Annotated in this window: 13 protein-coding genes; 8 read left to right on the top strand and 5 right to left on the bottom strand. The window is 53.6% G+C overall.

The features are described from left to right. Window positions 1-31: 31 nt before the first annotated feature. The 3 genes from actP to acs all read right to left on the bottom strand — a co-directional run bounded on the left by actP (window position 32) and on the right by acs (window position 4,151). Window positions 32-1,681 carry a cation/acetate symporter ActP gene (actP, locus tag A7098_RS12915; RefSeq protein WP_000832546.1) on the bottom strand — a complete coding sequence of 550 codons (1,650 nt, stop codon included), beginning with the start codon at window positions 1,679-1,681 and terminating at the stop codon, window positions 32-34. Further along, window positions 1,678-1,992 (bottom strand): DUF485 domain-containing protein, encoded by a 315-nt coding sequence (locus A7098_RS12910; RefSeq protein WP_001296646.1) that lies wholly within the window; start codon window positions 1,990-1,992, stop codon window positions 1,678-1,680. The genes actP and A7098_RS12910 overlap by 4 nt, the downstream gene beginning before the upstream one ends. Window positions 1,993-2,192: 200 nt before the next feature. Continuing rightward, window positions 2,193-4,151: an acetate--CoA ligase gene (gene acs, locus A7098_RS12905; protein ID WP_000078202.1), complete on the bottom strand. Its 1,959-nt coding sequence runs from the start codon at window positions 4,149-4,151 to the stop codon at window positions 2,193-2,195. A 393-nt stretch (window positions 4,152-4,544) separates the two neighbouring features. Between acs and nrfA the strand changes: the two genes are divergently transcribed. The 8 genes from nrfA to gltP all read left to right on the top strand — a co-directional run bounded on the left by nrfA (window position 4,545) and on the right by gltP (window position 12,576). Beyond that, a complete protein-coding gene (nrfA, locus tag A7098_RS12890; protein ID WP_105280905.1) occupies window positions 4,545-5,981 on the top strand; it encodes an ammonia-forming nitrite reductase cytochrome c552 subunit in 1,437 nt (478 codons plus the stop codon). Between the two features lie 45 nt (window positions 5,982-6,026). After that, window positions 6,027-6,593 carry a cytochrome c nitrite reductase pentaheme subunit gene (gene nrfB, locus A7098_RS12885; protein WP_010344836.1) on the top strand — a complete coding sequence of 189 codons (567 nt, stop codon included), beginning with the start codon at window positions 6,027-6,029 and terminating at the stop codon, window positions 6,591-6,593. Next, window positions 6,590-7,261: a cytochrome c nitrite reductase Fe-S protein gene (nrfC, locus tag A7098_RS12880; protein WP_105280904.1), complete on the top strand. Its 672-nt coding sequence runs from the start codon at window positions 6,590-6,592 to the stop codon at window positions 7,259-7,261. Before nrfB ends, nrfC begins: the two co-directional genes overlap by 4 nt. After that, window positions 7,258-8,214, top strand: coding sequence for a cytochrome c nitrite reductase subunit NrfD (nrfD, locus tag A7098_RS12875; RefSeq protein ID WP_105280903.1), 957 nt, complete (start codon window positions 7,258-7,260; stop codon window positions 8,212-8,214). The genes nrfC and nrfD overlap by 4 nt, the downstream gene beginning before the upstream one ends. A 19-nt stretch (window positions 8,215-8,233) precedes the next feature. After that, window positions 8,234-9,952, top strand: a complete 1,719-nt coding sequence (locus tag A7098_RS12870; RefSeq protein ID WP_105280902.1) for a heme lyase CcmF/NrfE family subunit — start codon at window positions 8,234-8,236, stop codon at window positions 9,950-9,952. Further along, on the top strand, window positions 9,945-10,328 hold the full coding sequence (nrfF, locus tag A7098_RS12865; protein WP_105280901.1) for a heme lyase NrfEFG subunit NrfF: 384 nt from the start codon (window positions 9,945-9,947) through the stop codon (window positions 10,326-10,328). The genes A7098_RS12870 and nrfF overlap by 8 nt, the downstream gene beginning before the upstream one ends. Continuing rightward, window positions 10,325-10,921 carry a heme lyase NrfEFG subunit NrfG gene (gene nrfG / locus A7098_RS12860; RefSeq protein ID WP_105280900.1) on the top strand — a complete coding sequence of 199 codons (597 nt, stop codon included), beginning with the start codon at window positions 10,325-10,327 and terminating at the stop codon, window positions 10,919-10,921. The genes nrfF and nrfG overlap by 4 nt, the downstream gene beginning before the upstream one ends. Before the next feature lie 341 nt (window positions 10,922-11,262). Then, on the top strand, window positions 11,263-12,576 hold the full coding sequence (gene gltP / locus A7098_RS12850; RefSeq protein ID WP_000789605.1) for a glutamate/aspartate:proton symporter GltP: 1,314 nt from the start codon (window positions 11,263-11,265) through the stop codon (window positions 12,574-12,576). 306 nt (window positions 12,577-12,882) lie between these two features. Here the strand turns inward: gltP and yjcO are convergent, their stop codons facing one another. Both yjcO and fdhF read right to left on the bottom strand, forming a co-directional pair. Continuing rightward, the gene (yjcO, locus tag A7098_RS12845) at window positions 12,883-13,572 is read right to left on the bottom strand and encodes a Sel1 family TPR-like repeat protein YjcO (RefSeq protein WP_105280899.1); all 690 of its coding nucleotides are present in this window, start codon (window positions 13,570-13,572) and stop codon (window positions 12,883-12,885) included. Between the two features lie 93 nt (window positions 13,573-13,665). Next, complete coding sequence (gene fdhF, locus A7098_RS12840; RefSeq protein WP_077629703.1) at window positions 13,666-15,813, bottom strand: formate dehydrogenase subunit alpha; 2,148 nt, start codon at window positions 15,811-15,813, stop codon at window positions 13,666-13,668. Window positions 15,814-15,818 lie beyond the last annotated feature (5 nt).

Raw genomic sequence — 15,818 nt, 5'->3', positions numbered from 1 at the left:
CCCCGGTCGCCTGACCGGGGAAGGGTAGAGATTAATGTGCGCGGCCTTGCTCAACGCCAAAGCCTGTCTGGGAACGGATAAACTGCGCACGGAACAGTTCACGCTCACGCGCCCCTTCCGCTGAATTATCGGTTGCCGAGAAGAACCAGATGCCGAGGAATGCCACGGTGATCGAGAACAGCGCCGGGTATTCATACGGGAAGATGGCTTTTTCGTGACCAAGGATCTGTACCCAAATAGTCGGGCCGAGGATCATCAGCACTACAGCGGTAATCAGCCCCAGCCAACCCCCCAGCATCGCACCACGCGTGGTCAGTTTCGACCAGTACATAGAAAGCAGAATGATTGGGAAGTTACAGCTCGCCGCGATGGCAAACGCCAGACCCACCATGAAGGCGATGTTCTGATTTTCAAACAGGACACCGAGGATAATGGCAATCACGCCCAAAATCAGGACGGTGATTTTCGATACCCGCAGCTCTTCACGTTCGGTCGCGCCTTTTTTGAAGACGTTGGCGTAAAGGTCATGCGAAACCGCCGATGCACCTGCCAGCGTCAGACCGGCAACCACCGCGAGGATGGTGGCGAAAGCAACCGCTGAAATAAAGCCGAGGAACAGGTTACCGCCTACCGCATTGGCCAGGTGAACCGCCGCCATGTTGTTACCGCCAATCAGCGCCCCTGCCGCGTCTTTATAGGCCGGATTCGCACCGACCAGCATGATCGCGCCAAAACCGATAATAAAGGTCAGGATATAGAAGTAGCCCATAAATCCGGTGGCGTAGAACACGCTCTTACGCGCTTCACGGGCATCGCTGACCGTAAAGAAGCGCATCAGAATATGCGGTAAGCCAGCCGTACCAAACATCAGCCCCAGCCCCAGCGACAGCGCAGATATTGGATCTTTCACCAGCCCGCCCGGCTTCATGATGTCGACACCTTTCGGGTGCACCGCCATCGCTTCGCTGAACAGATTGTTGAAGCTAAAGCCAACATGTTTCATCACCATAAAGGCCATAAAGCTGGCACCGAACAGCAACAGTACGGCTTTGATAATCTGTACCCAGGTGGTCGCCAGCATTCCGCCGAACAGGACGTACATCATCATCAGTACGCCGACCAGAACCACCGCAATGTGATAGTTAAGGCCAAACAACAGTTCGATCAGTTTACCTGCGCCTACCATCTGGGCGATAAGGTAAAGCGCCACGACCACCAGAGAACCACAGGCCGAAAGAATACGAATCGGCCCTTGTTTCAGACGGTACGAGGCCACATCCGCAAAGGTATAGCGACCGAGGTTACGCAGACGTTCGGCAATCAGGAACAGAATAATTGGCCAGCCCACCAGGAAGCCCAGCGAGTAAATTAAGCCGTCATAGCCGGAGGTAAACACCAGCGCGGAGATGCCCAAAAATGAGGCGGCAGACATATAGTCACCCGCAATCGCCAGCCCGTTCTGGAAACCGGTGATATTGCCGCCTGCGGTGTAGTAGTCATTACGAGAACGTACACGTTTTGACGCCCAGTAGGTAATACCGAGCGTAAACACGACGAAAATCAGGAACATAATAATCGCCTGCCAGTTCGTCGGCTGGCGCTCTACGGCCCCGCTAATAGCATCCGCCGCGTTAGCTGCGAAAGGGAGTGTGGCGGCAAGCGCCGTCAGAACTCTTTTCATGATGCTTGTACCTCATGCAGGACTTCATTATTAAGACGGTCAAATTCGCCGTTCGCCCGCCAGATGTAGATACCAGTGAGAACAAAGGAGATCACAATCACTCCAACACCGACTGGAATCCCGCGTGTGACGCTGGTGTTCGGGTTCAGCGGAGTGCCCAGCCAGCCGGGCGCGAAGGCGATCAGTAAAATAAAGCCGATATAAACTGCCAGCATAATAATCGACAGGATGGTGGCAAACCGTTGCCGTTTTTCGACTAACTCCCTGAAATGCGCATTGTCTTCTATCCGCTGATAAATAGTGCCATTCATCACAGATTCTCCAGAGGTAATGTAGGGATTGTTTTAATTCCCGCTCCCTTATGGGAGAAGGTTATCGCTCAGGTAACCCTTGCCGAATCTAGGCCGGATAAGGCGTTATACGCCGCATCCGGCAATCAATGCCTGATGCGACGCTGTCGCGTCTTATCAGGCCTACAAACCGTTACCGACTCGCATCCGGCAATTGTGGGTTACGACGGCATTGCGATAGCCTGCTTCTCTTCAAGCAGCTTCTCGACTACGCCAGGATCGGCAAGCGTCGAGGTATCGCCCAGGTTGCTGGTATCGCCCGCCGCAATTTTGCGCAGAATACGGCGCATAATTTTGCCGGAGCGGGTTTTAGGCAGGGAGTCGGTCCAGTGCAGCACGTCTGGCGTTGCCAGCGGGCCAATCTCTTTACGCACCCAGTTGCGGACTTCTGCGTACAGTTCTGGTGACGGTTCCTCCCCGTGATTAAGCGTGACGTAGGCGTAGATCGCCTGACCTTTAATATTGTGCGGAATACCGACGACAGCGGCTTCGGCTATCTTCGGATGCGCCACCAGCGCCGACTCAATCTCCGCTGTCCCCAGACGGTGACCGGAGACGTTCAACACGTCGTCCACGCGCCCGGTGATCCAGTAATAGCCATCTTCGTCACGACGCGCGCCATCGCCACTGAAATACATATTTTTGAAGGTGGAAAAGTAGGTCTGTTCAAAACGCTCGTGATCGCCAAACAGCGTGCGCGCCTGACCCGGCCAGGAGTCGGTGATCACCAGGCTGCCTTCGGTAGCGCCTTCCAGCGGGTTACCTTCGTTATCGACCAGCGCCGGTTGCACGCCGAAGAACGGACGTGTTGCTGAACCGGCTTTCAGCTCGGTAGCGCCAGGCAGTGGGGTAATCATGAAACCGCCGGTTTCGGTCTGCCACCAGGTATCGACCACCGGACATTTCTCGTTGCCGATCTTCTTCCAGTACCACTCCCACGCTTCCGGGTTAATTGGCTCGCCCACAGAACCAAGAATGCGTAGCGACGAACGATCGGTGCCTTCAATCGCTTTATCGCCTTCCGCCATCAGTGCGCGAATCGCCGTGGGTGCGGTATAGAGAATATTGACCTGATGCTTATCCACCACCTGTGCCATACGGGCAGGCGTCGGCCAGTTCGGTACGCCTTCAAACATCAGCGTGGTTGCCCCGCAGGCCAGCGGACCATACAGCAAGTAACTGTGTCCGGTAACCCAGCCCACATCGGCGGTGCACCAGTAGATATCGCCCGGATGATAATCAAAGACATATTTAAAGGTCAGCGCCGCGTACACCAGATAACCGCCGGTAGTGTGCAGCACGCCTTTCGGCTTACCGGTAGAACCGGAGGTGTAGAGAATAAACAACGGATCTTCGGCGTTTACTTCTTCCGGCTGGTGCTGATCGCTCGCTTGCTCAACCAGGTCGTGCCACCACAGGTCGCGTCCTTCCTGCCAGTCGATTTTCCCGCCAGTACGCTTCAGTACAACCACATGTTCAATGCTGGTGACGTTCGGATTTTTCAGCGCGTCATCGACGTTTTTCTTCAGCGGAATGCTACGTCCAGCGCGTACACCTTCGTCGGAAGTGATCACCAATCGTGAGTTGGAATCGATAATACGTCCGGCAACGGCTTCCGGCGAGAAGCCGCCGAAAATCACCGAATGCACCGCACCAATGCGGGCGCAGGCCAACATCGCGACTGCGGCTTCCGGCACCATCGGCATATAAATCGCCACCACATCACCTTTTTTAATGCCCAGCTCAAGCAGGGTATTGGCGAAGCGGCAGACGTCGCGGTGCAGCTCTTTATAGCTGATATGTTTGCTCTGGCTGGCGTCATCGCCTTCCCAGATGATAGCGGTGCGATCGCCGTTTTCTTGCAGATGGCGGTCGAGGCAGTTGGCCGCCAGATTTAGCGTGCCGTCCTCGTACCATTTAATGGACACATTACCCGGGGCAAAGGAGGTGTTTTTCACCTTCTGGTAGGGTTTGATCCAGTCGAGAATTTTTCCCTGTTCGCCCCAGAAGGTATCTGGTGCGTTAATAGATTGTTGATACATCGCTTCGTACTGCTGAGGGTTTATCAGGCAACGGTCTGCGATGTTGGCAGGAATGGTGTGTTTGTGAATTTGACTCATGCTTTTGTTCTCCTTGTAGGATGTTAATAATATGTGGCATAAGCGTTAAATGTAGGGGTATTGGCAGTTTTGTTTAGTATTTGGGCGACAGATCACGCAAAAGTAGAATTGTGCAAATAAACGGCAGGGTAATTTTTGAAGGACACCAACAAAAGTTGATTAATTCTTTGAGGAACATGCAGTTATGCATGCTGTTGAAAAAGAGGAAGATACCGACTAACTCTAAAGTGGTATTTTACATGCACTTACAATTGATTAAAGACAACATTCTGAGTGTGGTTATTTGTTACACATAGGGGCGAGCAATGTCATAACAGTGTATGTGCGGTTACTGTTATGAAAAAACAATAAAAACTGCCATTTCCTCAATGGCAAAATTTGGATGAAGCCCCTATGACAAGGATAAAAATAAACGCACGCCGTATCTTCAGCTTATTGATTCCTTTTTTCTTTTTCACTTCTGTTCACGCTGAACAAACGGCCGCTCCCGCGAAACCTGTAACTGTGGAAGCGAAGAATGAAACCTTTGCCCCGCAGCACCCCGATCAATATCTCTCCTGGAAAGCCACCTCGGAACAATCAGAGCGTGTTGACGCACTGGCGGAAGATCCACGTCTGGTGATCCTGTGGGCGGGGTATCCCTTCTCACGCGATTACAACAAGCCGCGTGGACATGCCTTTGCTGTGACCGATGTACGTGAAACGTTGCGTACCGGTGCGCCGAAAAACGCTGAAGATGGTCCGCTACCGATGGCATGCTGGAGTTGTAAAAGCCCGGATGTGGCGCGTCTGATCCAGAAAGACGGTGAAGATGGCTACTTCCACGGTAAATGGGCGCGCGGCGGCCCGGAAATCGTCAACAATTTAGGTTGTGCCGATTGCCATAACACTGCCTCACCAGAGTTCGCCAAAGGCAAGCCGGAGTTAACCCTTTCCCGTCCGTATGCGGCTCGCGCGATGGACGCCATTGGTAAACCTTTTGAGAAAGCCGGACGCTTCGACCAGCAATCAATGGTTTGCGGTCAGTGCCATGTGGAGTATTACTTCGACGGCAAAAACAAAGCCGTTAAATTCCCGTGGGATAACGGCATGAAAGTCGAAAACATGGAGCAGTATTACGACAAAATTGCCTTCTCTGACTGGACTAACTCCCTGTCGAAAACGCCAATGCTGAAAGCGCAGCACCCGGAATATGAAACCTGGACAGCGGGCATTCACGGTAAAAACAACGTGACCTGTATCGACTGCCATATGCCAAAAGTGCAGAACGCCGAAGGCAAACTCTACACCGACCATAAAATTGGCAATCCGTTTGATAACTTCGCCCAGACTTGTGCGAACTGCCATACCCAGGACAAAGCCACGCTGCAAAAACTGGTCGCGGAGCGTAAACAGTCGATTAACGACCTGAAAATCAAGGTCGAAGATCAACTGGTTCACGCCCACTTCGAAGCGAAAGCGGCGCTGGATGCTGGCGCGACGGAAGCCGAAATGAAGCCGATTCAGGACGATATCCGTCATGCTCAGTGGCGTTGGGATCTGGCGATCGCTTCCCACGGCATTCATATGCACGCGCCGGAAGAAGGTCTGCGGATGCTTGGCACGGCGATGGATAAAGCGGCGGATGCGCGTACCAAACTGGCGCGTTTGCTGGCGACCAAAGGCATCACCCATGAAATCCAGATCCCGGATATCTCGACCAAAGAGAAAGCCCAGCAGGCCATTGGCCTGAACATGGAACAAATCAAGGCCGAGAAGCAGGACTTCATCAAAACGGTGATCCCACAGTGGGAAGAGCAGGCACGTAAAAACGGTCTGTTAAGCCAATAACCCCCGTTCCGCCTCGCAAGGGGCGGAAAACACAATGGAGTGAATATGAGCGTATTACGTTCGTTATTAACTGCCGGGGTGCTGGCGTCGGGCCTGTTGTGGAGCCTGAACGGAATTACCGCTACCCCTGCGGCGCAGGCATCTGGTGATCGCTACGAAGTTACCCAGCAGCGTAACCCGGATGCCGCCTGTCTGGACTGTCATAAGCCAGACACCGAAGGTATGCATGGCAAACATGCTTCCGTTATCAACCCGAATAATAAATTGCCGGTTACCTGCACCAACTGTCACGGCCAGCCGTCACCGCAACACCGCGAAGGGGTGAAAGATGTGATGCGCTTTAACGAGCCGATGTACAACGTTGGTGAGCAGAACAGTGTTTGTATGTCCTGCCATCTGCCGGAACAGTTGCAAAAAGCGTTCTGGCCGCACGATGTCCACGTGACTAAAGTGGCGTGCGCCAGCTGCCATTCCCTGCATCCACAGCAAGATACGATGCAGACGTTAAGTGACAAAGGACGGATTAAGATTTGCGTCGATTGCCACAGCGATCAGCGCACCAATCCGAACTTTAACCCGGCGTCTGTTCCGTTGCTTAAGGAGCAGCCATGACCTGGTCACGTCGCCAGTTTCTCACCGGCGTCGGCGTGCTGGCAGCCGTCAGCGGCACCGCAGGACGCGTGGTGGCGAAAACGTTGAATATCAATGGCGTGCGTTACGGCATGGTGCATGACGAGTCGTTATGCATCGGCTGTACCGCCTGTATGGATGCTTGTCGGGAAGTAAACAAGGTGCCGGAAGGTGTCTCGCGCCTGACGATTATTCGTAGCGAGCCACTGGGCGAATTTCCTGATGTGAAATATCGCTTCTTCCGTAAGTCTTGCCAGCACTGCGACCATGCGCCTTGCGTTGACGTCTGCCCGACCGGCGCCTCTTTTCGCGATGCCGCCAGCGGGATTGTCGATGTTAATCCGGATCTCTGCGTCGGTTGTCAGTACTGCATCGCCGCTTGTCCGTACCGCGTGCGCTTTATCCATCCGGTCACGAAGACGGCGGACAAATGCGATTTCTGCCGTAAGACCAATTTACAGGCCGGTAAGCTGCCCGCGTGCGTTGAAGCTTGCCCGACGAAAGCACTGACGTTTGGCAATCTGGACGATCCTAACAGTGAGATTTCGCAACTGCTGCGCCAGAAGCCCACTTACCGCTACAAGCTGGCGCTGGGAACCAAACCGAAGCTGTACCGCGTACCGTTTAAATACGGGGAGGTGAGTCAATGACGCAGGCTTCCGCATTTCATTTTGAATCACTGGTGTGGGACTGGCCGATTGCCATCTATCTGTTTTTGGTGGGGATTTCTGCCGGGCTGGTGACGCTGGCGGTGTTGCTGCGTCGCTTCTACCCGCAGGCGGGCGGCGCAGACAGTACGTTGCTGCGTACCACGCTGATTGTCGGGCCCGGCGCGGTGATCCTCGGTCTGTTGATCCTCGTCTTCCACCTGACGAGACCGTGGACCTTCTGGAAGCTGATGTTCCACTACAGTTTTACCTCGGTGATGTCGATGGGGGTAATGCTGTTTCAGCTCTACATGGTGGTGCTGGTGCTGTGGCTGGCGAAAATCTTTGAACACGATTTGCTTGCCCTGCAACAACGCTGGTTGCCGAAGCTGGGGATCGTGCAAAAGGTTCTGAACCTGCTGTCACCCGTTCATCGCGGACTGGAAACGCTGATGCTGGTGCTGGCGGTGTTGTTGGGGGCTTATACCGGCTTTCTGCTGTCGGCGCTGAAATCGTATCCGTTTCTCAATAACCCGATCCTGCCGGTGCTGTTCCTGTTCTCCGGCATCTCGTCCGGTGCGGCAGTGGCGCTGATCGCCATGGCGATACGCCAGCGCAGTAATCCGCATTCCACGGAAGCGCACTTTGTTCACCGCATGGAAATCCCCGTGGTATGGGGTGAAATCTTCCTGCTGGTGGCGTTTTTTGTCGGCATGGCGCTGGGCGATGACGGTAAAGTGCGTGCACTGGTGGCGGCGTTGGGCGGCGGTTTCTGGACGTGGTGGTTCTGGCTTGGTGTCGCCGGGCTGGGACTAATTATGCCAATGTTGCTCAAACCGTGGGTCAATCGCAGTTCCGGCATTCCTGCCGTGCTGGCGGCGTGTGGAGCCAGTCTGGTCGGTGTGTTGATGCTGCGTTTTTTCATTCTCTACGCCGGACAGTTGACGGTGGCGTAAACCAGAAAAGAGGTGGTTTCTGGACGTATTCCTTCCTGAAGTCGGTTTTCTGGCGTTGTTGTTAAGTCTTGGGGTCAATGTGTTGACCCCGTTGACAACCTTCGCGGGTGTGCGGTTGCGCTGGCCTGCGATGATGCGGCTCACCAGCATCGGCATTCTGGCGCAGTTCGCGCTCCTGCTGCTCGCCTTTGGCGTACTGACGTATTGTTTTCTCATCAGCGATTTCTCGGTCATTTATGTCGCCCAACATAGCTATAGCCTGCTGTCGTGGGAACTCAAACTGGCGGCGGTGTGGGGCGGTCATGAAGGTTCGCTGCTGCTTTGGGTGCTGCTACTTTCCGCCTGGAGCGCGCTGTTTGCCTGGCATTATCGGCAGCAAACCGATCCGTTATTTCCGCTGACGCTAGCCGTTTTATCTCTCATGCTCGCCGCACTGCTACTGTTTGTGGTGCTGTGGTCCGATCCCTTCGTGCGGATATTTCCACCAGCAATCGAAGGCCGCGATCTCAATCCGATGCTGCAACATCCCGGTCTTATCTTCCATCCGCCGCTGCTTTATCTCGGCTATGGCGGTTTGATGGTGGCGGCGAGCGTGGCGCTGGCGAGTTTACTGCGCGGCGAGTTTGATGCGGCCAGCGCCCGAATTTGCTGGCGCTGGGCGTTACCTGGCTGGAGTGCATTAACTGCGGGGATCATCCTCGGTTCCTGGTGGGCCTACTGCGAACTCGGCTGGGGCGGCTGGTGGTTCTGGGATCCGGTGGAAAACGCCTCTTTATTACCCTGGCTTTCTGCCACTGCGCTGCTGCACAGTTTGTCCCTGACACGCCAGCGGGGGATTTTCTGCCACTGGTCGCTGTTACTGGCGATAGTTACTCTGATGCTGTCGCTGCTGGGCACCTTAATTGTCCGTTCTGGCATTCTGGTTTCGGTTCATGCGTTCGCGCTGGATAACGTCCGCGCCGTGCCGTTGTTCAGCCTGTTTGCACTGATTAGCCTTGCGTCTTTGGCTCTGTATGGCTGGCGAGCGCGGGACGGTGGCCCGGTGGTGCGTTTTTCGGTGTTATCGTGGGAAATGTTAATCCTCGCTACGCTGTTGCTGTTTTGCGCAGTGCTACTGATCGTGCTGGTGGGAACGCTTTATCCGATGATTTACGGCCTGCTGGGCTGGGGACGCCTCTCCGTTGGCGCGCTGTATTTTAACCGCGCGACGTTACCGTTTGGTCTGTTGATGCTGGTGGTGATTGTGCTGGCGACGTTTGTCTCTGGCAAACGCGCGCAGCTTCCGGCGCTGGTAGCTCATGCGGGCGTGCTGTTATTTGCCGCCGGGATCGTGGTCTCCAGCGTCAGCCGTCAGGAGATCAGCCTGAATTTACAGCCGGGTCAGCAGGTGACGCTGGCAGGATACACCTTCCGTTTTGAGCGCCTCGATCTACAAGCCAAAGGTAATTACACCAGCGAAAAAGCGATAGTGGCGTTATTTGACCATCAGCAACGCATTGGTGAACTGACACCGGAGCGGCGTTTTTACGAAGCACGTCGTCAGCAAATGATGGAGCCGTCAATTCGCTGGAACGGCATCCATGACTGGTATGCGGTCATGGGTGAAAAAACCGGAGCGGATCGTTACGCTTTTCGTTTGTATGTACAAAGCGGTGTGCGCTGGATCTGGGGGGGAGGATTGTTGATGATTGCGGGCGCATTGTTAAGCGGATGGCGGGGGAGGAAGCGCGATGAATAAAGGACTTCTCACGCTACTGCTGTTATTTACCTGTTTTGCGCGCGCTCAGGTTGTAGACACCTGGCAATTCGCCAATCCGCAACAACAGCAACAGGCGTTAAATATTGCCAGCCAGTTACGTTGTCCGCAGTGCCAAAATCAGAACTTACTGGAATCCAACGCGCCGGTGGCAGTCAGTATGCGCCATCAGGTTTACAGCATGGTGGCGGAGGGGAAAAGCGAAGCTGAAATCATTGGCTGGATGACCGAACGCTACGGTAATTTTGTTCGCTATAACCCACCGCTGACCGGTCAGACGCTGGTGTTGTGGGCGCTGCCAGTGGTGTTGTTACTACTGATGGCACTGCTCCTCTGGCGAGTGAGGGCGAAGCGATGAAACAGCACCAAATACCGGTGAAAACACTGACAACTCTCACGATTTTTATGTTATTTATCTGTGTCGGTAGTTATCTGTTAAGCCCAAAATGGCAGGCGGTACGTGCGGAGTATCAGCGTCAGCGCGATCCGCTACATCAGTTTGCCAGCCAGCAAACCCCGGAAGCGCAGCTTCAGGCATTGCAGGATAAAATTCGTGCTAATCCACAAAACAGCGAACAGTGGGCGTTGCTGGGCGAGTATTACCTGTGGCAAAACGATTACAGTAATTCGCTGCTGGCATACCGTCAGGCGTTGCAACTACGTGGTGAGAACGCTGAACTGTATGCGGCGCTGGCGACGGTGCTTTATTACCAGGCCAGCCAGCATATGACCGCCCAGACTCGCGCAATGATCGACAAAGCCCTCGCGCTGGACGAAAACGAAATTACCGCCCTGATGCTGCTGGCTTCCGATGCTTTTATGCAGGCGAATTACGCGCAGGCCATCGAACTATGGCAAAAAGTGATGGATCTCAATTCACCCAGGGTCAACCGGACACAGTTGGTTGAGTCGATTAATATGGCAAAACTCCTTCAACGGCGATCGGATTAATCATTCGGCGTTGCAGATTATGTTATTGAGCTGCGTAAAAAATAATCGAATGAATACATGTAAAAAATAATCACCATTAACGATTATTGCAGATTAAACAAATAAAAATCTTTCCATAACAAATGGTTATTCATATAACCTGTCATAAACTCGCGTTATTATGCATTAATGCAGCGAAAAGCTCTGTTGTTAAAGGGTTGCGCAACATACCGCGCAAATGATACTGATCATAAGCGTTAAAAAAATCTACAAACCAACGCAACACAATTCATGCCCTGGCAGTATGTCACGTTCTCGCGTTTCTGAACGGGGAACGGTGCTCCATTGAGGAAGTCATTCATATGAAAAATATAAAATTCAGCCTGGCCTGGCAGATTCTGTTTGCTATGGTGCTGGGCATTCTCCTGGGAAGCTACCTGCACTACCATAGCGACAGTCGCGAATGGCTGGTCGTCAATTTGCTCTCTCCGGCGGGTGATATCTTCATCCACCTGATCAAAATGATTGTTGTGCCGATTGTGATCTCCACGCTGGTGGTAGGTATCGCGGGTGTTGGTGATGCCAAACAGCTTGGGCGTATTGGCGCGAAAACCATTATCTACTTTGAAGTGATCACCACCGTCGCCATCATTCTGGGGATCACTCTGGCAAACGTCTTCCAGCCCGGTGCCGGGGTGGATATGTCGCAGCTGGCGACCGTCGATATCTCGAAATATCAGAGCACTACGGAAGCGGTACAAAGCAGTTCCCACGGCATTATGGGCACGATTTTGTCGCTGGTGCCGACGAACATTGTGGCGTCGATGGCGAAAGGCGAAATGCTGCCGATCATCTTCTTCTCGGTGCTGTTTGGTCTGGGGCTTTCCTCCCTGCCCGCGACGCATCGTGAACCGCTGGTGACCGTGTTCCGCTCCATCTCTGAAACCATGTTTAAAGTGACTCACATGGTGATGCGTTATGCACCGGTGGGTGTGTTTGCGCTGATTGCGGTGACGGTGGCTAACTTTGGTTTCTCTTCTCTGTGGCCACTGGCGAAGCTGGTGCTGCTGGTGCATTTCGCTATTCTGTTCTTCGCGCTGGTGGTGCTGGGAATTGTGGCGCGCCTGTGCGGGTTAAGCGTCTGGATCCTGATTCGTATTCTGAAAGATGAGCTGATTCTGGCGTACTCCACTGCCAGCTCTGAAAGCGTACTGCCGCGAATTATTGAGAAGATGGAAGCCTACGGAGCACCGGCGTCGATCACCAGCTTCGTGGTGCCGACCGGTTACTCTTTTAACCTTGATGGTTCGACGCTGTATCAAAGTATTGCCGCTATCTTCATCGCGCAGTTGTATGGCATTGATTTGTCCATCTGGCAGGAAATCATTCTGGTGCTGACGCTGATGGTGACCTCGAAAGGGATTGCTGGCGTGCCGGGTGTGTCGTTTGTGGTGCTGCTGGCAACGCTGGGTAGCGTCGGTATTCCTCTGGAAGGTCTGGCGTTTATTGCCGGTGTTGACCGTATCCTCGACATGGCGCGTACCGCGCTGAACGTGGTGGGTAACGCGCTGGCGGTGCTGGTGATTGCCAAGTGGGAACACAAATTTGACCGCAAAAAGGCGATGGCCTACGAACGTGAAATGCTGGGCAAATTTGATAAGACTGCGGATCAGTAATTGAAGATTGCCGGGGGTATATCCACCCGGCAATGTATGGATGCCTGATGCGACGCTGTCGCGTCTTATCAGGCCTACGCCAGACAGCGCAATAGCCTGATTTAGCGTGATTTTGTAGGTCGGATAAGGCGTTTACTCCGCATCCGACATCAATGCCTGATGCGACGCTTGCCGCGTCTTATCAGGCCTACGCCAGACAGTGCAATAGCCTGATTTAGCGTGATTTTTGTAGGTCGGATAAGGCGTTTACGCCGCATCCGACATCAACGCCTGATGCGACGCTTAACGCGTCTTATCAGGCCTATCTTAACCGTTGGTTAATTTTTCAAACTCTTCACACCCGGTATCAAACCCTTCCATACAGCTCAGGTTCAACCAATGCAGCGCCTTTTGTTTGTTCTTCTCGATAAAACCCTCTTCACCGTTTAAGAACATCATCCCCGCCCAGTACTCGGAATAACCGGTACGGGAAATCGCGGAGCTGCGTTTGAAATACCAGGTTGCTTTGTCATCGTCAGCCGTAATGCCCACGCCGTTGGCGTAAATCAAGCCAAGCAGCATCTGGGCATCAACGGCGGTATCATTCTCCAGATCTTCCGAGGCGTTTTCTAACAGCGAAATCGCCTTCGGATAATCTGGTTTACCCGCCTGGCTATTAACCAGAATATGCGCCAGCGTCACTTCACCTTCTTTACTGCCCGCCTGCGCTGCTTTCTCGGCGAGCACTTTTGCTTGTGGATAGTCCAGACTGACCGGATTGGTGATTTTGATCTGCGCTAACAGCGCGCAGGCATCGGCATCACCGCTGTCAGCGGCTTTCTGTGCCCAATATTCGGCTTTGCTCAAATCGCCGGAGCTAAACCAGCTGTCGGCAAGAAAATATTGTGCGCGTCGGTCTCCGGCCTCTGCTGCCTTTACATACTGGCTGCCGGGTTCGGAGTCGTTTGCGTGGGCAAAGAATGTCAAAAACAACATCAATGCGATAATTTTTTTCATTTTGATAATACGATTGGGTAGGGAGTAACCAGTATAAAGAGTTCGAATGGATAAAAAAACAGCCTCCGAAAGGAGGCTGTAAGAGGGACTGATTTACGCCAGCGCCGCTTCGCGCAGGCGAGTTTTCAACTTGTTGTACTCGTCGATCACGTACTGCTCGGCGGCGCGCTGATCGGCGATCGGCTCGACGCGCACGGCGCAGTATTTGTACTCCGGCGTTTTCGTAATCGGGCTTAAGTTCTCGGTAACCAGCTCGTTACAGGCACCAATCCACCACTGGTAGGTCATGTAAATCGCTCCTTTGTTCGGACGATCGCTGACCTGCGCACGGGTGATAATTTTGCCTTTACGCGAATGCACCCAAACCAATGCCTCGTCTTCAATACCCAGACGTTTGGCGTCTTCGGTATTAATTTGCGCGTAGCCAGGTTCATCAGCCAGCGCCGCCAGCGCCGCACAGTTACCAGTCATCGAACGACAGGAGTAGTGACCAACTTCACGCACCGTTGACAGTACCATCGGGTACTCGTCGGTGAGCTTGTCGATTGGCGCTACCCAGTCGCAGGTGAAGAACTGCGCCAGACCGTTCGGGGTATCAAACTTCTCTTTAAACAGATAAGAAGTCCCCTGATCGGCATCTGAAGTATCGCGGCAAGGCCACTGAATGAAGCCCAGTTCGCCCATTTTCTCGTAAGTCGCACCGTAGAAATCCGGGCACAGATGACGCAACTCATCCCAGATCTCCTGGGTGTTGTTGTAGTGCATCGGATAACCCATACGGGTGGCGATTTCACTGATGATTTGCCAGTCCGTTTTCAGATCCCATTTCGGTTCAACTGCTTTGAAGAAACGCTGGAAGCCACGGTCAGCCGCAGTAAACACGCCTTCATGCTCGCCCCACGAGGTTGACGGTAAAATAACATCCGCCGCCGACGCGGTTTTGGTCATAAAGATGTCCTGAACGATGACCAGTTCCAGATCTTCAAAGGCTTTACGTACTGCCGACAGTTCCGCATCAGTTTGCAGCGGATCTTCGCCCATAATGTACGCCGCACGGACTTCGCCATGCGCCGCACGGTGCGGCAGTTCGCTGATGCGATAACCGGTATGGGCCGGCAGGCTTTCCACGCCCCAGGCTTTGGCGAATTTCTCGCGGTTAGCCGGATCTTTCACGTACTGATAGCCCGGATACGTATCCGGCAGCGCGCCCATATCGCAGGCACCCTGCACGTTGTTCTGACCACGAACCGGGTTAACGCCCGCATGTGGCTTACCGAGGTTACCGGTCAGCATCGCGAGGCTGGTCAGAGAACGCACGGTTTCCACGCCCTGATAGAACTGGGTAACACCCATGCCCCACAGAATGGATGCGCTTTCGGCCTGGGCATACATCCGCGCCGCCTGACGAATCTCACTGGCGCTGACGCCGGTGATATCTTCAACCGACTCCGGCGTGTAGCCTTCAACGATTTTACGATACTCTTCAAAGCCTTCTGTGCGGGAAGCGACGAACGCTTTGTCGTACAGATTTTCTTCAATAATGACATGGCCCATCGCATTCAACAGCGCGATGTTCGAGCCGTTTTTCAGTGCGATGTGCATGTCAGCAATGCGCGCGGTTTCAATTTTGCGCGGATCGCAGACGATAATTTTCGCCCCGTTACGTTTAGCGTTAATTACGTGATTCGCCACGATTGGGTGGGAATCTGCCGGGTTGTACCCGAAAACGAACACTAAATCGGTATTATCAATTTCGTTAATGGCATTGCTCATTGCGCCGTTACCGACCGATTGGTGCAGACCTGCAACCGATGGGCCGTGTCAGACGCGAGCGCAGCAGTCAACGTTATTAGTACCAATAACGGCGCGCGCAAATTTTTGCATTACATAGTTGGTTTCGTTACCCGTACCACGCGAGGAGCCGGTCGTCTGGATGGCATCCGGACCGTACTTCTCTTTGATGGCGCTCAGGCGCTCGGCAACGTAATTCAGTGCCTCATCCCAGGAAACAGGTTCGAGTTTGCCGCCACGCTGGCGACGGATCATGGGGGTTTTCAGGCGCGGGGTCAGGATCTGGGTATCGTTAATGAAATCCCAGCCATAATAACCCTTCAGACACAGAGTACCCTGGTTGGTTTTCCCCTGCGCTGCCTCCGCCCGGACGATTTTGCCGTTATCGACGACCAGGTTGATTTTGCAACCTGATGCGCAATATGGGCAAACCGTGACGACTTTTTTCATCGGTC

It is taken from the genome of Escherichia sp. MOD1-EC7011, from assembly GCF_002965005.1.
Lineage (GTDB): Bacteria > Pseudomonadota > Gammaproteobacteria > Enterobacterales > Enterobacteriaceae > Escherichia > Escherichia ruysiae.
Note: the sequence above shows the minus strand (reverse complement) of the source record. Positions and strands in the feature narration are given on the sequence as shown.

What these genes read in the sequence shown, in the direction of transcription:
- actP (WP_000832546.1), bottom strand. Translation starts at nt 1,681, where the DNA reads ATGAAAAGAGTTCTGACGGCGCTTGCCGCCACACTCCCTTTCGCAGCT.
- A7098_RS12910 (WP_001296646.1), bottom strand. Translation starts at nt 1,992, where the DNA reads ATGAATGGCACTATTTATCAGCGGATAGAAGACAATGCGCATTTCAGG.
- acs (WP_000078202.1), bottom strand. Translation starts at nt 4,151, where the DNA reads ATGAGTCAAATTCACAAACACACCATTCCTGCCAACATCGCAGACCGT.
- nrfA (WP_105280905.1), top strand. Translation starts at nt 4,545, where the DNA reads ATGACAAGGATAAAAATAAACGCACGCCGTATCTTCAGCTTATTGATT.
- nrfB (WP_010344836.1), top strand. Translation starts at nt 6,027, where the DNA reads ATGAGCGTATTACGTTCGTTATTAACTGCCGGGGTGCTGGCGTCGGGC.
- nrfC (WP_105280904.1), top strand. Translation starts at nt 6,590, where the DNA reads ATGACCTGGTCACGTCGCCAGTTTCTCACCGGCGTCGGCGTGCTGGCA.
- nrfD (WP_105280903.1), top strand. Translation starts at nt 7,258, where the DNA reads ATGACGCAGGCTTCCGCATTTCATTTTGAATCACTGGTGTGGGACTGG.
- nrfF (WP_105280901.1), top strand. Translation starts at nt 9,945, where the DNA reads ATGAATAAAGGACTTCTCACGCTACTGCTGTTATTTACCTGTTTTGCG.
- nrfG (WP_105280900.1), top strand. Translation starts at nt 10,325, where the DNA reads ATGAAACAGCACCAAATACCGGTGAAAACACTGACAACTCTCACGATT.
- gltP (WP_000789605.1), top strand. Translation starts at nt 11,263, where the DNA reads ATGAAAAATATAAAATTCAGCCTGGCCTGGCAGATTCTGTTTGCTATG.
- yjcO (WP_105280899.1), bottom strand. Translation starts at nt 13,572, where the DNA reads ATGAAAAAAATTATCGCATTGATGTTGTTTTTGACATTCTTTGCCCAC.